Here is a 16,627-nt window from a genome sequence, read left to right as displayed (position 1 = left end):
GTTTCGGGGAGGTACATCCCATGCCATTTGGCAGTTCAAATCTGACTTCCGATTGCTGACTTCCGAATTCAGGGGTAATATTTTCTCTATCAATACGTTTAATATAAATTCAACCAAACCGTAGATTTGTGGGGAGCGACGTATTATATCCTAATTGAATATCGATGAGAAAGATTATCACCCTGTTCTGTTGTTGGCCCCTTGCAGTTGCCGCACAGGATTTTCATTTTTCGGCCCGTTTAGGAATTGCCAATTACCAGGGCGATTTGCAGGCAAAACGAATAACTTTTAAACAAAGCCATTTATTGGGTTCATTGGGCGCTCAATACGATTTATCGGAGCATTTTACTGCCCGCACCTATTTCACGCTATCCTCGCTGGGGGCCGATGATAAAAAAGGTACAGCCAGTATGCAAAAGCGCAACCTGAATTTTTCAACCAAACTATTCGATTGGGAGCTGGGCGCGCAATACAATATTTTAAGCCTGAATGAAAGCTGGATCACCCCCTATGTATTTGCCGGCATTGGTTTATTTCATTATAAACCGTATACCCATAATACAGATGGCACCAAAACTTTTTTACAACCGCTCAGCACCGAAGGCGAAGGCATTGTGGCAGGTAAAAAATCATATAGTCTTACCCAGTTCAGCATTCCTCTCGGCATAGGCGCCATGTATGCGCTTAATGAAAACGTCAGAGTAGGATTTGAAGTGGGCTATCGCAAATTATTTACCGATTATCTCGATGATGTAAGCGGTGAATATGTTGATCAGGCTACTTTATTGGCTGCGCGTGGTCAAACAGCCGTTGATCTTGCCTACCGGGGCGATGAAGTGGGTGCCGGTACTTATCCTGCCGCCAAAACCTCGCGCGGTAATTCGAAAGATAAAGACGGGTATTATTATATGGCGCTTACCTTAACAGTTCGATCAGTTATTTTCGATACTTACAGGCGCATTGCAGGATTGCCTACCTACAGAAGAGATAAAAAAGTGGGCTGCCCGGCAACGCGATTCTAAGCCAGGAGGATATAAGAGTCGAAAGAGTTAAAAGAGGTTACGCGATTCGGCCAGGTTGCCATTTATTTAGCGGTTTAAATTTTTAGAAACTTCTCTTTTTTCTTCTTTTTCTCTTTTAATCTCTTAGCGCTACTGCAAAGGGCGCTGGCGCCCCTATCCGTGAGGAAATTTCTTCTTCCAGATGCGGTAATTAATATAAATAAGGCCAATAAGGCTGCCGGCCATCCATATGTAAAAAATAATATTACCAATGCCGATCGAAGGTTCAGGAACCAGCAGGTGATTGTAGGTGCCGATGCCCAGTGTGGTAATCAGCCAAAATAATCCCAGAGAAACCGACCATACGATCCGCTTTAGAAAATCTTTTACATCATCTTCCATCTGGCTCATCAGGTAGAAATTAATAATGCCAAGTTAGGATAAAAGCAGGAAGTCGGAGGTGGGAAATCAGAAGTCGGATTTCGGAAGTTTGAAATCTGAAATCGGAAACCGGATAGCAAGTTGTGAGAAGTTGCCAATGGTTCTTGAACCAGCCCGAAGAGTTGATCGCTGCTATTGTCAATTTTCTACTGCCCATTGCCTACTGCCCACTGCCTTCTCCTAATGAATAAGCAAATTCTTAAAATCAGCCGAATCGCCGTAAAAAGCATTGAAATCAACTTTACAGAAAATGCCGTTCACATGACCCTGTTCGCTGTATTGCCAAAAATGCCAGGGACGATAAATGCGGGGTTTTTCTTTTTGCAGGTAATGCGCTACCCATAATGGATAATCGTCGAATTCATCTTTCAGTATTTGCTGGTAAAAATCAACATTCGCATAAATAATGGGTTTAACCCCGTAATAATTTTCTACAGTTACCAGCCATTCTTTGGCGCGTTCGCGAACTTTTTTCGAAGCAAGTCCGTTCGTTTGCTCCACATCAAGCACCGGAGGCAAATCGCCCGGTTGCAGTTCTACCGTTTTTATAAAATGCTCGGCCTGCGCTTTACCGCTACGGCTGGGAATAAAAAAATGATAGGCTCCGCGTACCATGCCTGCCTGTTTTGACTTTGCCCAGTTTCGCTTAAATCGGGGATCTTCGCTTTCAAGTCCTTCAGTGGCTTTAATAAAACAAAAACCCGGCCTTATGCCTTCCACATCCATCGATTGCACACTTGTCCAGTCAACTATTTCCTGGTAACGCGATACATCTACACCATGAATTGTATAGCGGGTGGGAACTTCAATGCCAAAAGCTTCATATCTGATAAAATGAGCCCTTCGTTCGAGCCACCATTCATAAGTCCTGAATGCCAGCATTACTACAATGGCTGTTACAAACAGGCCGGTCATAATTTTCCAAACTAAGGCTACTTTCTTTTTACTTACCATAAGCGGTTTACAAATATATTAGAGCGGCTATACAAAGCGATATTTATATAGTTTTAAGTGGAAAATTTTAACTCTTTTAAACGTTTCACCATATAAAACATTGTCTTTAAGCAGTTGAACCCTAATTTTACAATCTATGCCCGCAATTAACTGGCACGATAGTTTCAATTTATTATCGAGGTTAACACCGCGCCGGGTATGGAATGCGGGTAAAGTATTATGCAGTTATTATATAAGTAAATTTACAGGTAAGCCTGTGCAGTGGGGATATCCGATTTCTATTTCTTTTGAGCCTACAACGTCCTGTAATCTTCGTTGTCCTGAATGCCCCAGCGGATTAAGGGCGTTTACCCGGCCAACCGGCATGTTGCAAAAAGATTTTTTTCGCGATACGATCGATCAGTTATCAAAGGACCTGTTATACCTGGTTTTTTATTTTCAGGGTGAACCTTATCTCAATCCGCAGTTCCTTGATATGGTGAATTACGCATCAGCGAAAGGTATTTATACGGCAACTTCTACGAATGCCCATTACCTTACCGAAGATAATGCGCGCAAAACAGTAGAAAGCGGGTTAGACAGGCTGATCATATCTATTGACGGCACCACACAGGATGTATACCAGCAATACCGCGTAGGCGGAAAGCTGCATAAAGTGTTGGAAGGTGCGCGCAATATTGTAAAATGGAAAAAAGAACTGAAAAGCAAAAAACCGTTTGTATTTTTCCAGTTCCTGGTGGTGAAGCCCAATGAACATCAGATAGAAGATGTAAAGCGGCTTGCAAAAGAAATCGGTGTTGATGAAGTGCGGTTTAAAACGGCTCAGGTTTACGATTATGAAAATGATCCCAATAACCTGATCCCTACTATTGATAAATTCAGCAGGTACCGCAAAAACCAGCAGGGCGAAATGGAATTTAAAAACTCCCTGAGCAACCATTGCTGGCGTTTATGGCATGCTACTGTAATTAGCTGGGACGGATTAGTAGTACCCTGTTGTTTCGATAAAGATGCGCAACATACGCTGGGCGATTTAAAAGGCAAAAGTTTTAAAGAAGTTTGGCATAACGATAAGTATAAACGATTCCGCGAACAGGTGCTGATGGGGCGAAAAAATATTGATATTTGCGCCAACTGCAGCGAGGGAACAAGAGTTTGGGGCGATTGAACGGGAAATGAAGAAGGAGAAATGAAAATCAGAAAGGAAACCAAAAATCTGTAATTTCGAAAAATAATAGCTGAAAGGCACAGGAAAAAGGCAGGTAATAAAAGAAGCCGGCAATCCTGGAAAGATTGAAAAAAACCCAAAAACACAGCGCCCGGAAATTATAGGACCCGGAATAAAGAAACCTGAATCCTTCCCCAACCTGACCGCAGAACAAGCAAAAATCCAAAAATAACATGTCCTTGTCTGCATCTGTAAGTAGTCGGCTGCATCATCAGCATGAAACCATTCACGATCTATTGAACGGATTTTCAGAAGAGCAATTAAAGCAGCGGATACAAAATGATAAATGGAGCGCCTTTGAACAGTTGGCGCACCTGACATCGTTTCAACCTGTTTTTTTACAACGGTTGCATTTAATTGAACAGGGCGATAATCCTTTATTTGATCGTTATACAGCTGGTGATGATCCGGCCTTTACCGAATGTTGTAAAAAATCGTTAGATGAATTACTGAACAATCTGGTGACGCAACGGGTTGGTATTTACAATCATCTTATGACTTTGTCAGGCGCTTCTTTAAGCAAAACGGGTCGTCATCCTAAATATGGGGTGCTTACTATACCGGAATGGACAGAGTTTTTTTTGCTGCATGAAGCGCATCATTTGTTCAGCATATTTATGCTAACGCGGGCAATCCGCTAAAGGTTTTTATTTAGATCATTTTACAAATCATTCCAGTGTAGAGCCATGAGTATTGAAAAAGACATACAACAATCGAAGTTCAGGAACGAGTATCATAAAGCAGCGGTTAATCTGATTTATACATTTAACTGGTTAACAGAAAAGACCAAAGCGATTTTTGAAAGGGGCGATATAACACCCCAGCAATATAACATTTTACGTATCCTGCGCGGAGCCGGCAAACCCCTGTCAACCCTGCAGATCCGCCAGCGCATGCTCGACAAAATGAGCGATACCAGCCGAATTGTTGACAGGCTGGTTAAAAAAGAACTGGTGCAAAAAGTGATCTGTAAAACCGACCGCCGGCTGGTAGATGTAACCATTAGCGATACAGGTTTACAACTACTCGATCGCCTGGATAGTTATAATGAGGAAATGGATGCCTTACTTGGCAGTGTTAGCGAAGAAGAAGCAAAAATGTTAAATCATTTGCTGGACAAAATAAGAAGTTCAGAATAACGTAAAGTAATACATCCGTTAATCTTTAATCCGAGTATGAAAAAACATCTCAGCCTGCTGGTTAGCGCCTGCTTGTGTGTAGTTATTGCCGTAGCCCAGCCGAAGTACGAATTCCGTGCCGCATGGATTGCTACTGTTGATAATATCGACTGGCCCACCAGAGGAAATTATAATACCGAAAGCCAGAAAGCAGAATACATAAATCTGCTTGAAATGCATAAGCGCAACGGCTTAAATGCCGTAATTGTGCAGATACGGCCCTGTGCCGACGCTTTTTACCCCTCGCAATACGAGCCCTGGAGCCAATGGCTCACAGGCAGGCAGGGCAAAGCGCCGGTTCCCTATTACGATCCCCTTGCATTCATGATCGATGAAGCCCACAAACGAGGCATGGAGTTTCATGCCTGGTGCAATCCCTACCGCGCCGAGTTTGCGATAGGCAAATCATCCATCGCCCCCAATCATATTACCCGCACGCATCCCGAATGGTTTTTAAGTTATGCCGGTACCCGCTATTTCGACCCCGGCAATAAAGAAGCACAGCAATACGTGGTTAATATTATACGCGATATCGTTAGCCGCTATGATGTAGATGCCATTCACTTTGATGATTATTTTTATCCGTATCCCGAAGGAAACAAGGATTTCCCCGATAAAGAATCATATCAGAAATATGGAAATGGAATGAACCTGGCCGACTGGCGCCGGAGCAATACCGATTCAATCATTTTGAAACTAAGTATTGCTATTAAAGAAGAGAACAGGCTTTGCAGGTTTGGTATTTCACCTTTCGCCATCTGGCGTAACAAAAGCCAGGACCCCGAAGGCAGTGAAACAGCCGCCATTACCAATTACAGCGAGTTATATGCGGATATTTTACTATGGTTAAAAAACGGATGGATTGATTATGTGGCGCCCCAGATCTATTTCGAGTTCGGTCATCCGCGCGCTGCCTATGAAGTATTGCTCGACTGGTGGGCCAAACACAGCTACGGAAGACATTGCTATGTAGGCATCGGCATTTTTAAAGCAGGTTCCAATGCCGCCTGGAAAGATAAAACCCAGCTGCCCCGGCAGATTAGGGCTATGCGCCAGTATCCACAGATACAGGGAGCGATTTATTTCAGCACACAGTCGTTTGTAAAAAATCCATTGGGCTGGAGCGATAGTTTGCGGTTTACTTATTATAAGGAACCCGCCGCCATTCCGCCTATGCCCTGGATCGATTCGGTACGCCCGGCAAGCCCCGATGTGGTATCGATAAAACCGGTTGATACCGTGCTGCGTATTGAATTGGTTAAAATGGCCGCCGAAAAGAAAAAGATAAAATGCTACCGCTTATACGCCTGTTATAATGAAGAATACAATAACAATAATTTTTATAATTCGCAGTTGATCGGCTGCCGCTTTGATTCGGCCGACAGTTGCATATTTTATGCGCCCCTGCGAAACGATAGAAAGTTTGTTCGGTTTTATGTAACCTGTCTCGATGACGAGAACAACGAAAGCAAACCCTATCCCAACTGGCCAATAAAACTCGAAGCCGTTAAAATGGATAGGATCGGCTGGACCATCAATAAAGAATCGGCAACTGCCGCCACCCGGTAGAAAATATCGAATTATAAAATTTTGAATGTCGAAGTACCCATACTTCGACATTTTTCGTTTTATACTTCATCATTCAACATTCAATATTCGACATTCGTTATTTAAGATTCGTTATTTCGGGATTTTTCTACCTTTGTTCACGCATTTTAGCTAAAAATTTAGCTTTTTTGTGAAACTGAATACCACTCCCGATAGCTTTCGGGGCAATAAACAACAAACTACAAACCACAAACATTTAAACCATGCCCGGCTTTGAACTATTTGGCGCAGAAGAACGCAAACAGGTGAATGAAGTACTGGAAACCGGTATCCTGATGCGATTTGGTTTCGATGGCGCCCGTAAAGGGATCTGGAAAGCAAAAGAACTGGAAGCAGCGATCAGCAATAAATTCGGTAATAAATATACCCACCTCGTATCAAGCGGTACCACCGCATTAACCACGGTATTAAGCGCTTTGGGTATTGGATATGGCGATGAGGTGATAATGCCCACATTTACTTTTGTAGCGAGTTTTGAATCCATTGTAGGGGTAGGCGCAACTCCGATATTGGTAGATGTGGATGATACTCTTACCATGAACCCCGATGCTGTTCGCAAAGCCATTACGCCAAAAACGAAATGCGTGATGCCCGTTCATATGTGCGGCGCTATGGCCGATATGGATGCCCTTCAGCAGATTTGTAAAGAACATAAATTGATTTTGCTCGAAGATGCCTGTCAAAGCTTTGGCGCAACCTATAAAGGGAAATATCTCGGAACCATTGGCGATGCCGGTTGCTATTCGTTCGATTTTGTAAAAATAGTTACCTGTGCCGAAGGCGGTGCTATTGTTACCAATCGCGAAGATGTATACATCAACAGCGATGGGTTCAGCGATCATGGCCACGACCATAAAGGCGTTGACCGCGGCGCCGATCTGCATCCCTTCCTCGGTTATAATTATCGTATTTCTGAATTGCACGCAGCCGTTGGCCTGGCGCAATTCGGCAGGCTCGATGAATTTCTTACCATACAACGCGCCCGTCATGCGCAGTTAAAAGCCATTCTTTCGCAGGTACCTGAACTTACTTTCCGCCGTATAATCGACGAGGCTGGCGACAGCTGCACCTTCCTGAGCTGGTATTTACCAACCGAAGCCTTAACACAGGCAGTAGTGGCCGAAATGAAAGCGCAGAACAGCTGGGGCGGTAATTTTTACTGGTTCGATCACAACTGGCATTACATACGCAAATGGGAACACTTTAAAAAAGCAACTACTTTAAATGCGCTGACTCCCGAATTGAAAGCGGCAGTGCTTGAGCAGGCCAATAAAGATTTTTCAGCAAGCGATGCCATTATGAGCCGGGGTATTTCAACGCAGATCAGTTTGCTGATAAGCGAACAGCAAATGAAAGAGAAAGGCGAAAAAATGGTCAGTATTATTAAAAAAGTATTGGCTTCGCAAAAGATATCTGCCTAACGATAATTTTAATACTACGTCGGCGTTTAGAAGATGATTTCTGCACCGGAAGATCATCTTCTAACCGTTGAAAACCTGCGTATTTAAAAATGAAAATAGCTGCTGTTTCTATAAAAACAGGTCTGAGCCTTTGCCTGGGGGCATTATTAATACTTGCTGGCTGCAATAGCAACTCTGCGCAAAATAAACAGGGAGCTGGTAATGTAAGTGACTCGGCAAGGGATGCCCAGGACAGATTGGATAGCCTCAGAAAAACCCACTATAGAAATAACGACCTGTCGATTATTTTCCTCGATGCCTCTTCGCAAATCATGCAGGCGCAAATGGCGCTTGAAAAAGCCGACTATGCCGGCAATAAGCCTCAAATGGTAGATAGCCTGATCATTAATAGTTCCAAAGGCGATACATTATATTTAGTGTTGAGGAGAATGTATGAAGCAGGCGCTGTATACGCAGAATCCTATGCCCAAAAGGATCAGTTCAGAGCCATGAGAATGCCCGACAGCTCTAAATTATGGCTTCAGAAATATTTTAAAGGATTAACGCCGTCGGCAGCACTTACCCCGCTTGCGAAATTTCAAAACGACTGTGCGGTTATCAATAAAATTGTAAGGCGATAAAACATGGAACAATTTATTTCGGCTGTATGGCTCGCAAAATTTAACAACAGTACTGAATTGAGCGATTATGTAGAATGGATATATCCCGACGATGAGGATGCGGAAGAGGATTCGACCTGTATGTTTGCCAACGAAATTGGGGGCAACTGGTTTGACCATGATTTTATAGAAAGCGGATATTACGGAACATCATCCGAAATATTAAAAAATATTGAAGGGCATTCTTTTGTAGAATACTATTTAACAGACTTTCAAAAGAAGTTAAACACTATTGATTACTCCGATAAAAATTCAATCATTATTCTTTCTGGTATCAGAGATGATATAAACAACTTCCTGTTCAACTTTACACCAACAAACAACGGCAAAGAACATTTACAGTTTGTTGGATTGTTTCAGTATCTGGTTTCTAAGGATGAAAAGTTTTTTTAGCCCGGGTTGAAAACATAAAATCACGGAAGCGAAGTCAACGGATATTTTTCAATTTTATTCACATAATCCACCGAACCGAGGCGAAACCTGAGCGGAATGCTGGTGCTTTTTTCAAACTGAAGCTCCTTTTTACAAAAAAACCAAAATGCTGCGTATAAAAACTACTGCTGATAATAGTAGTAACAGCGGGTTTTGCCAAAACGGGTTTAGCATTCAATGAATGACTGCTAATAAGCTCTGTTTCAGAGAACTTATGCTGTGATTTCCATTTGCCGGGGGCGTTGTACATCGAAATTACAGGCACTTTTCCGGGCGTAAACAAACGAAATCCATATGTTAAATTTACCTGATTTTGTGCCGGAACAACCCCTGCCTGCAAACAAAAAACCGCAAACCCAATAATTTTATAAAATCGTTTCACAACGTTGATTACATTTGTCTGTAAATTTACGGCCTGATTTTTGTGGAAGCCGCAAATTTTTCAAAAAAATTTGGTGACTAACTGAATAAAATACATTGACGCACATGGCATTGAGTCAAAGTTTACAGCAGAAGCTATTACAAAAACTTTCTCCACAACAGATTCAGTTGATGAAGCTGTTGCAGGTGCCTACTGCCAATCTTGAGGAAAGGCTCAAAGAGGAGCTTGAAGAAAATCCGGCTTTGGAGTTGTCGGAAGATAATCACGATGATCAGTTTGATAACGAAACCAAAGACGAATTTGACAGCAGCGATGATGAGGATTATGAAGTAGATGGCAGTGAGGATGAGTATGGCAATATTGATATCAGTGAGTATGTAGGCGATGAAGATGGAGAAATTGCAGATTATAAACTGCGCGATGATAATTATCCCGAAATGGATGACAAAAAAGTTGTCCCTTACCGGATAGAAACATCCTTTCATGAATATTTACTCAGTCAGCTGGGCCTGATGAAGGTGAGCGATAAAGAACGCCGTATTGCCGAACAGATCGTTGGTAGTATTGACGATGATGGATACCTGCGACGCGAAACCGCTGCAATAGTAGATGATCTGGCTTTCAGACAAAATATCGATACCAATGAACAGGAAGTTGAATCGGTGATTCGCCTCGTGCAGCAATTTGATCCGCCGGGCGTTGCCGCCCGCGATTTGCAGGAATGCCTGTTGCTGCAATTGAACCGTCAACAACGTGGCGGCAAAAAGGTTGATAAGGCCATCGATGTGCTTACCGATTACTTTGACGAGTTTACCAAAAAGCATTACGATAAAATACAACGCGGGCTGAACCTCGACGACGAAGCATTGAAAGATGTGATCGGTCACATTATCAAGCTAACGCCCAAGCCTGGGGGTAACCACGGCGATATAAACAAAGCCGAAAGCTATGTAGTGCCCGATTTCTTTGTTTATAACAATGGCGGTAAGCTCGAGCTAACCCTCAACTCAAAGAACGCCCCCGACCTGCGCATCAGCGAAGGCTATCGCGATATGTTGCGCGAATACGATAAAGGCACTAAAAAAGATAAGCGACAGAAAGAAGCCATCCTGTTCATTAAGCAAAAGATCGATGCGGCCAAGTGGTTTATTGATGCCATAAAACAACGGCAGCATACCTTAAGCAGCGTAATGGAAACCATCATGTCGTATCAAAGGGAGTTTTTCCTTACCGGTGATGAAACCACGCTGAAGCCCATGATCCTGAAAGATATTGCCGAAAGAACAGGGCTCGATATTTCGACCGTAAGCCGTGTGGCCAATAGTAAGTTTGTACAAACCGAATTTGGTACATACAGGTTGAAGTTCTTCTTTAGCGAATCGTTGAGTACCGACAGCGGTGAAGAAGTATCTACCCGCGAGGTAAAGAAAATTCTCAGCGATTTGATCGAAGGCGAAAGCAAAAAGAAACCGTTGAGCGATGAAAAGCTCACCGAGTTGCTGCAGGAAAAAGGATACAATATTGCCCGTCGTACAGTAGCCAAATATCGCGAACAGCTGAATATTCCGGTTGCGCGGTTACGTAAAGAACTGTAATAATAAATATGTCGACTACAACACCCCCTGTTATTGCCCTGCGTCCCAAACAACCCGCTCCGGTTCGCGTAGCGGCTCATCTTATTTCCTATGTATTTCATCCGTTGTTTATCCCGACTTATGTAACCGCATTTTTACTTTTTATCGATCCCTATTCATTTGCCGGGGTACCTGTTAAGCTTAAAGTTTTCAGGCTTATTTCGGTTTTCTTCAATACCGGTTTTATACCGGGCTTTGCCGTTTTTTTGATGTGGAGGCTGGGGTTAATACAATCGATGTTATTGCGAACCCAAAAAGAACGCATCATTCCCTATGCGGCAGCCATGATATTTTACTTCTGGGGTTGGTATGTGTTCCATAACCAGCACGATAATCCGCAATCGATAATGACCTTTTTGCTGGGATCATTTCTGGCCGTTTGTGCTGCCTGGTTTTTAAATATTGTGAACAAAATAAGCATGCATGCAATTGGTGTGGGCGGCATGGCTATGTTCTTTTTACTGCAGGCTTTTAGCCAGCAGGATGTAACTGGTGTATACTTCTCCTTTGCTATATTAATTGCCGGCCTGGTATGTACTGCCCGTCTCATTGTTTCAGACCATAAACAGGGTGAAATTTATTTTGGCTTTGTTGCAGGAGCGTTGTGCCAGGTAATAGCGCTGTGGTTGCAGTAAAGTCGGAAAGTCGGTAAAGTAAGGAAGTCCGAAAGAAAGTGTCATTATCAGGTATTTTCTTTCGGACTTTCCGTCTTCTGGTCTTCCGGACGAATAAAAAAAGAAAAGCCCAACCATAGGGTACGAATCCTATATTGAGCTTTCTACCTTCAAACCATCTGAAGTTGTCCTATCTAACCATTCAAAACTTTCGACTTTTGCAAGTAACTCTTTGTGGGATGATAAATGAATAAGCATGAACCATCCTTTATTGTTTCAATAATTTTTTCTGTTTCACCTGCCGGAAGCGCCGGGCATCCAAAGCTGCGGCCATTAATTGGGCTGCGGGCCAGAAAATCTTCTCCCACATATTCCGACCCATGGATAACAATATTGCGGCGGTCGGCTTTGTCGTTTATATTTTTTTCAAGCCCTTCAATTTTCAGCGACAAACCGTGGCTGCCAAAATAGGTGCTGCCGGTAACATAAAATCCAAGGCTGCTTTTGTGCGACTCAGGACTATTCGAAAACGACCGGGCAAATTCACCACCCGAGTTGCGGCCATGAGCCACCCAGGTATTGATCAGCAATTTCTTTTCGGCCACATCAATTACATAAAATCTTTTATTGCGCGACGACTGGCTGAAATCACAGATCGAAAGCAATCCGCTGTTTATTTTTTTGCTTTCGGTCAGATATTTATACCCCTTCCACGCATACTCAAAAGCTTTTACCGACAAGCCGAATTGTTTAAGGTCCATGAGGTTGTACAAATTATACGCCTCTTCTGCTATTGCCTCTGCTGCCGATTTTGTAAGGTCTCCCGTTGCATTAATTACTTTGGCAGCGGTTCTAAACGTACTGGTCACAGGGTCTGTTCCTTTTAATTCCTTCATTTCACTATCTGTGGCCGATGTAATTACGGGCGATACAGACAAAAATCCCAACAGGATTCCGAAGGACATGGATTTTACGGGTCGATGCATAGGTTATGAACTTACTAACAGTGATCAATTAATGGTTAAATAGAATACCGCTGTAAAACGACGTGTTGGAGAAAATATTATCGTTTTTTGGCCTGGATTGGCCGATGAAACCGCTTTTTTTTAAGGTCTAAGGGAAAATTCTTAGTAAACGTTCTATTGCATATGGGAATACAACGGGAGTATATTTCCTGCGAAGTTGTTATGCATGGCCCCGACGCTCAATATTAAATTCATTAGCATATATTTTAATGAACACCAGGAATGTAGATATAAGAATTGGACCGAATATAAGGCCTATAAAGCCAAACAGGCTTACGCCAATGATAACGCCAAAGCCGGTTATAAGAGGATGAACATCGCCGATGCGCTTCAGCACCCAAAACCTGAACAGGTTATCTACCGTACCAATAATGCCAAAACCGTATAAAAGCATGATAACACCCCTGCCAGGTTGGTTAGCGGCAAAAAACAAAAGGCTTACAGGTATATAACCAATAGCTGCTCCCAATACCGGTATCATACTGGCAATGCAGGTGATCACAAACCAAAACCATGGTTCATTTACCCCTAAGATCAGATAGCCGATTAAACCTACTACCCCCTGTAAAATAGCGATCAGTGGTATACCAATCGCATTCGCAAAAACCATGTGGTTAAGTTCTTTGCGCAACAGCAGGGTGTTTTCATCTTTCAGCGGCACCCAGTCATAAAATTTCGATTCCATTTTTCTGCCATCTACCAGCATGAAGTATAAAATGAAATACATGATCACGATGGTGAAAAGCGTATCGAAAGTAGCGCCAAGGATTTTGGGTAAGGTAGCCCCGCCCCAGTTGGTTATTTTTTCAAGATTGGCGTCGGTAAGAATTTGAATTTTATATTGAAGTTCTATTTTCTGAACAAAACCCTGCAATGAAGCCAATACTTCCTGCGAATGCTGTAACGCAAATGCAATTTTGGAAGTAAGCATATTCGCCACTACAAAAATCGGCAGCAGAATGATCAGGAACGACAAAAGCATCAGCAGAGCGGCACTTGCACCCCTGTTCCACTTATACTTGCCCTGTAAAATAAAAATCCATTTGCGTAGCAGAACATATAATGTATAAGCGCCTAAAAACGCAGGAATCAGACTTTGCAACTGGATGAACAGTGTTACACCCAGCGTAATGATAAGCGCTAATATTAATATTTGCCTGATGGCATTATTGGGAATTTGATTCATGCAGGTTGTAGTGAATGCTAAAAGTAATCAATAAATGCAAAAGCTATTCCGCTTAAAAAACAACGACCCCCGCTTATAAGCAGGGGTCGTTGTTTTGCAAGACGCTTATGCATGCCTTGATATTAAGTTGGCAGTTTGCAGTAGGCCCTGAGCGAAGTCGAAGGACTGCCCATTGCCAACTTGCTGAGCGGGCTGCATCTATTTATGGGAGTGTATCTCATTATATCTTCACCTTCTTCCACCTTCCTTTCCTGAAAATAATGATACCCGCAATGGTTATACCTGTTTCGGCAAGCACTATGGCAATGAAAACACCCTTTGGCCCCAGGTTCAGGGCAAGCGCCAGCAGGTAGGCCAGCGGCACCTGAAATAACCAGAACCCGAAAATATTGATCAGCGTAGGCGTTTTAGTATCGCCGGCACCGTTAAAAGCATTGGTAACTACCATCCCTACACCATAAAAAATATACCCCAGGCTAACAATACGCAGGGCCAGCACGGCATAATTTTCAACGCTTACATCTTTGTTCATAAATGCCACAATGGGTTGGGCAAAAAATAAAAATATGAGCGTAACAAAAATCATGAAAATGGTATTGTACTGCGCTGTTTTCCAAACCGATTGTTCGGCGCGCTGCGGTTGTTGCGCACCGAGGTTTTGGCCTACCAGCGTGGCTGCTGCATTGCTCATGCCCCAGGCTGGTAATAAGAAAAACATAATTAACCTGATGGCAACACCATAGCCCGCTACGGCTGTATCGCCAAACTCGGCCATGATGCGTGCAAGTATCATCCAGCTGGCCGATGCAATTAAAAATTGTGCAGTGCCCGTCCAGGCAATGTTTGTGATTGATTTAATGATAGGCCAGTCGGGTATAGTGTATTGCTTTTTGATTTTAATGATGCGTTTGCCGCTGAATAAATGGTACAGCTGGTACAACACGCCTATACCACGACCAATAGTAGTTGCCATGGCTGCACCGGTAATTCCGAATGCAGGAATGGGGCCCGCGCCGCGAATTAGTAAAGGACATAAAATGATATTACAAATATTGGCGATCCATAATGAGCGCATAGCCATCGACGCGTCACCGGCTCCCCTGAAAATGCCATTTATCAGGAACAGCAACATAATAACAATACTACCGCCGAATATGATGCGGGTGTAATTGGTACCTATTGCAATGGTTTCTTTCGAAGCGCCCATGAGCCGTAATATATCCTGGGCAAATATCAAACCGGTGATACTTACAGTTACCGTCACAAATAAGGAAAGCAACAAAGCCTGCATGCCTGATTTTGCTGCTGCTTCGGCATTTTTTTCTCCAATTCGTCGGGCTACCATAGCCGTTGCAGCCATGCTTAAGCCAATAGCCAGTGAATATACAATTGTAAGAACCGATTCGGTAAGCACTACCGTACTAACCGCTTCGTTTTTTCTAAGGCGGCCTACAAAGAAAATATCAACTACCGCAAAAACCGACTCCATGCACATTTCGAGTATCATGGGTACTGCCAGTAAAAATACCGCCCGGCGAATACTTCCCTGCGTATAGTCCTGCTGCTCGCCCGAAAGCGCCAGTTTAAATAACGAAAAAAATGATTTAATTCCACGCCCGCGCGTTATAGTGCCTATGTTGGGTGTTTGATCCGACATACAAATCCTGTTTAATAGATAAATGAATAAAGATGAGATTGCGCTTTTGGCGCTAACAAATCGTTGCAGAGAAAATAAAAATGTTCGGGGAGCAATTAAAATGCAACAGCGAACATTTAATTAGATTTTCATAATTTGAAAAGTTGAAGAGCAACAAAGGTAGATAATGCCATTAACAACCAAAATTTTTTTTCATTGCAAAGGAGTGAATGGCCAATTAAAGGCGATGGAAACTGATATTTGAAGGATGACCGGCGAAGAAGAAATTTATGGTTTATAGTTTGATGTTGGTGGTTTGAGGTACCGATGAGAAACGGCGTGGCTTGTGAATAAGAAGTTCGGTGTAAAAAATCAGTAAGAACACAACTACCCCAATGCCAGTAAATACTTCTGTTTAATTTTGATGTAATTATCATGAGTGCAGCAGTTATTCCAATATGCATAACAACTGGTTTTTAAATACCTGCTCACCAACGTTTTCGCTTCAGCTCAACACAATTACAAAAAAGTTAATAACAGGGGTAATTGTTTTTTAAAAGTATCAAGGCCATTATTAATTTTGAAAAATAGACCGAACGGTTTATTTTTACATGGTGACAAAAGCCGAAAAAACCCGGGAATTTATTATTGCCAAAGCAGCGCCCCTGTTTAACAAGAAGGGCTATGCCGGTACCTCTATGAGTGATATTATGCAGGCTACCGGTTTGGCAAAAGGTGGATTGTATGGCAATTTTGAAAGCAAGGATGAAATTGCCGGGCTGGCATTTGAATACTCATATAATCAGTTAAAGGAGGATATCGGCAGCAGGATAAAGGCTAAAAAAACTGCTGTTGAAAAACTGCTTACTATTTTACAGTATTATAAAAATTATACCATCGAACCGCCCGTTGATGGCGGATGCCCGCTCATGAACACGGCCATTGATGCCGATGATGCCTATCCGTTTTTGAAAAAGAAAGCCCGCGAGGCAATGCACGAAATGCTGGGCACGCTGCAGCACATTCTTAAAAAAGGTATTCAGGAAGAAGCTTTTCGCAGCGACCTGCCTGTTAAAAAAGAAGCAGAGCTGATTTTCGCCCAGATCGAAGGCGGCATTATGATGGCCAAAGTGCTTGATGATGTAGCCCTGCTGAACAGGCTGATCGATAACCTTAAACATCGTGTTGAAACAGAATATAGGCCAATAAGCAATGAGCAATAGACAAC

The 16,627-nt window shown here is 42.8% G+C and carries 17 protein-coding genes; 11 read left to right on the top strand and 6 right to left on the bottom strand.

From position 1 onward, the window contains the following. Nucleotides 1-164 precede the first annotated feature (164 nt). Entirely contained in the window at nucleotides 165-1,022 is an 858-nt protein-coding gene (locus AC59IL_RS10230) for a DUF6089 family protein (protein ID WP_496552021.1), read from the top strand. A gap of 153 nt (nucleotides 1,023-1,175) precedes the next feature. Here AC59IL_RS10230 and AC59IL_RS10225 read toward each other — a convergent pair whose 3' ends face one another. Both AC59IL_RS10225 and AC59IL_RS10220 read right to left on the bottom strand, forming a co-directional pair. Next, nucleotides 1,176-1,412, bottom strand: coding sequence for a hypothetical protein (locus AC59IL_RS10225; protein ID WP_496552020.1), 237 nt, complete (start codon nucleotides 1,410-1,412; stop codon nucleotides 1,176-1,178). Nucleotides 1,413-1,622: 210 nt separating this feature from the next. Beyond that, the gene (locus tag AC59IL_RS10220; protein ID WP_496552019.1) at nucleotides 1,623-2,396 is read right to left on the bottom strand and encodes a glycoside hydrolase family 25 protein; all 774 of its coding nucleotides are present in this window, start codon (nucleotides 2,394-2,396) and stop codon (nucleotides 1,623-1,625) included. A gap of 136 nt (nucleotides 2,397-2,532) precedes the next feature. On the opposite strand from AC59IL_RS10220, the gene AC59IL_RS10215 reads away from it, so the two are divergent. The 7 genes from AC59IL_RS10215 (at nucleotide 2,533) to AC59IL_RS10185 (ending at nucleotide 8,883) form a co-directional block, all read left to right on the top strand. Next, on the top strand, nucleotides 2,533-3,564 hold the full coding sequence (locus AC59IL_RS10215; protein ID WP_496552018.1) for a radical SAM/SPASM domain-containing protein: 1,032 nt from the start codon (nucleotides 2,533-2,535) through the stop codon (nucleotides 3,562-3,564). 239 nt (nucleotides 3,565-3,803) lie between these two features. Continuing rightward, nucleotides 3,804-4,265: a DinB family protein gene (locus AC59IL_RS10210; protein ID WP_496552017.1), complete on the top strand. Its 462-nt coding sequence runs from the start codon at nucleotides 3,804-3,806 to the stop codon at nucleotides 4,263-4,265. Nucleotides 4,266-4,310: 45 nt separating this feature from the next. Then, nucleotides 4,311-4,763 carry a MarR family winged helix-turn-helix transcriptional regulator gene (locus tag AC59IL_RS10205; RefSeq protein WP_496552016.1) on the top strand — a complete coding sequence of 151 codons (453 nt, stop codon included), beginning with the start codon at nucleotides 4,311-4,313 and terminating at the stop codon, nucleotides 4,761-4,763. 36 nt (nucleotides 4,764-4,799) lie between these two features. Then, nucleotides 4,800-6,371, top strand: a complete 1,572-nt coding sequence (locus AC59IL_RS10200) for a glycoside hydrolase family 10-like protein (RefSeq protein WP_496552015.1) — start codon at nucleotides 4,800-4,802, stop codon at nucleotides 6,369-6,371. Nucleotides 6,372-6,613: 242 nt separating this feature from the next. Further along, entirely contained in the window at nucleotides 6,614-7,831 is a 1,218-nt protein-coding gene (locus AC59IL_RS10195; protein WP_496552014.1) for a DegT/DnrJ/EryC1/StrS family aminotransferase, read from the top strand. 89 nt (nucleotides 7,832-7,920) lie between these two features. After that, nucleotides 7,921-8,451 carry a hypothetical protein gene (locus AC59IL_RS10190; RefSeq protein WP_496552013.1) on the top strand — a complete coding sequence of 177 codons (531 nt, stop codon included), beginning with the start codon at nucleotides 7,921-7,923 and terminating at the stop codon, nucleotides 8,449-8,451. Between the two features lie 3 nt (nucleotides 8,452-8,454). Beyond that, entirely contained in the window at nucleotides 8,455-8,883 is a 429-nt protein-coding gene (locus AC59IL_RS10185; protein ID WP_496552012.1) for an immunity 22 family protein, read from the top strand. A 58-nt stretch (nucleotides 8,884-8,941) separates the two neighbouring features. Here the strand turns inward: AC59IL_RS10185 and AC59IL_RS10180 are convergent, their stop codons facing one another. Continuing rightward, nucleotides 8,942-9,304, bottom strand: a complete 363-nt coding sequence (locus tag AC59IL_RS10180) for a hypothetical protein (RefSeq protein WP_496552011.1) — start codon at nucleotides 9,302-9,304, stop codon at nucleotides 8,942-8,944. A gap of 104 nt (nucleotides 9,305-9,408) precedes the next feature. Between AC59IL_RS10180 and rpoN the strand changes: the two genes are divergently transcribed. Both rpoN and AC59IL_RS10170 read left to right on the top strand, forming a co-directional pair. Further along, entirely contained in the window at nucleotides 9,409-10,899 is a 1,491-nt protein-coding gene (gene rpoN, locus AC59IL_RS10175; protein WP_496552010.1) for an RNA polymerase factor sigma-54, read from the top strand. A gap of 8 nt (nucleotides 10,900-10,907) precedes the next feature. Further along, on the top strand, nucleotides 10,908-11,573 hold the full coding sequence (locus AC59IL_RS10170) for a hypothetical protein (RefSeq protein WP_496552009.1): 666 nt from the start codon (nucleotides 10,908-10,910) through the stop codon (nucleotides 11,571-11,573). Nucleotides 11,574-11,746: 173 nt separating this feature from the next. Here AC59IL_RS10170 and AC59IL_RS10165 read toward each other — a convergent pair whose 3' ends face one another. From AC59IL_RS10165 to AC59IL_RS10155, 3 genes are all read right to left on the bottom strand, one after another. Next, entirely contained in the window at nucleotides 11,747-12,517 is a 771-nt protein-coding gene (locus AC59IL_RS10165; RefSeq protein ID WP_496552008.1) for a murein L,D-transpeptidase catalytic domain family protein, read from the bottom strand. A gap of 220 nt (nucleotides 12,518-12,737) precedes the next feature. After that, nucleotides 12,738-13,763 carry an AI-2E family transporter gene (locus AC59IL_RS10160; protein ID WP_496552007.1) on the bottom strand — a complete coding sequence of 342 codons (1,026 nt, stop codon included), beginning with the start codon at nucleotides 13,761-13,763 and terminating at the stop codon, nucleotides 12,738-12,740. A gap of 220 nt (nucleotides 13,764-13,983) precedes the next feature. Further along, nucleotides 13,984-15,420, bottom strand: coding sequence for an MATE family efflux transporter (locus AC59IL_RS10155; protein ID WP_496552006.1), 1,437 nt, complete (start codon nucleotides 15,418-15,420; stop codon nucleotides 13,984-13,986). 590 nt (nucleotides 15,421-16,010) lie between these two features. Between AC59IL_RS10155 and AC59IL_RS10150 the strand changes: the two genes are divergently transcribed. Next, nucleotides 16,011-16,622, top strand: a complete 612-nt coding sequence (locus tag AC59IL_RS10150) for a TetR/AcrR family transcriptional regulator (protein ID WP_496552005.1) — start codon at nucleotides 16,011-16,013, stop codon at nucleotides 16,620-16,622. Nucleotides 16,623-16,627: the final 5 nt, after the last annotated feature.

Source organism: Niastella sp. sgz303648, from assembly GCF_059587045.1.
This window is presented reverse-complemented; position numbering and strand designations above follow the sequence as displayed.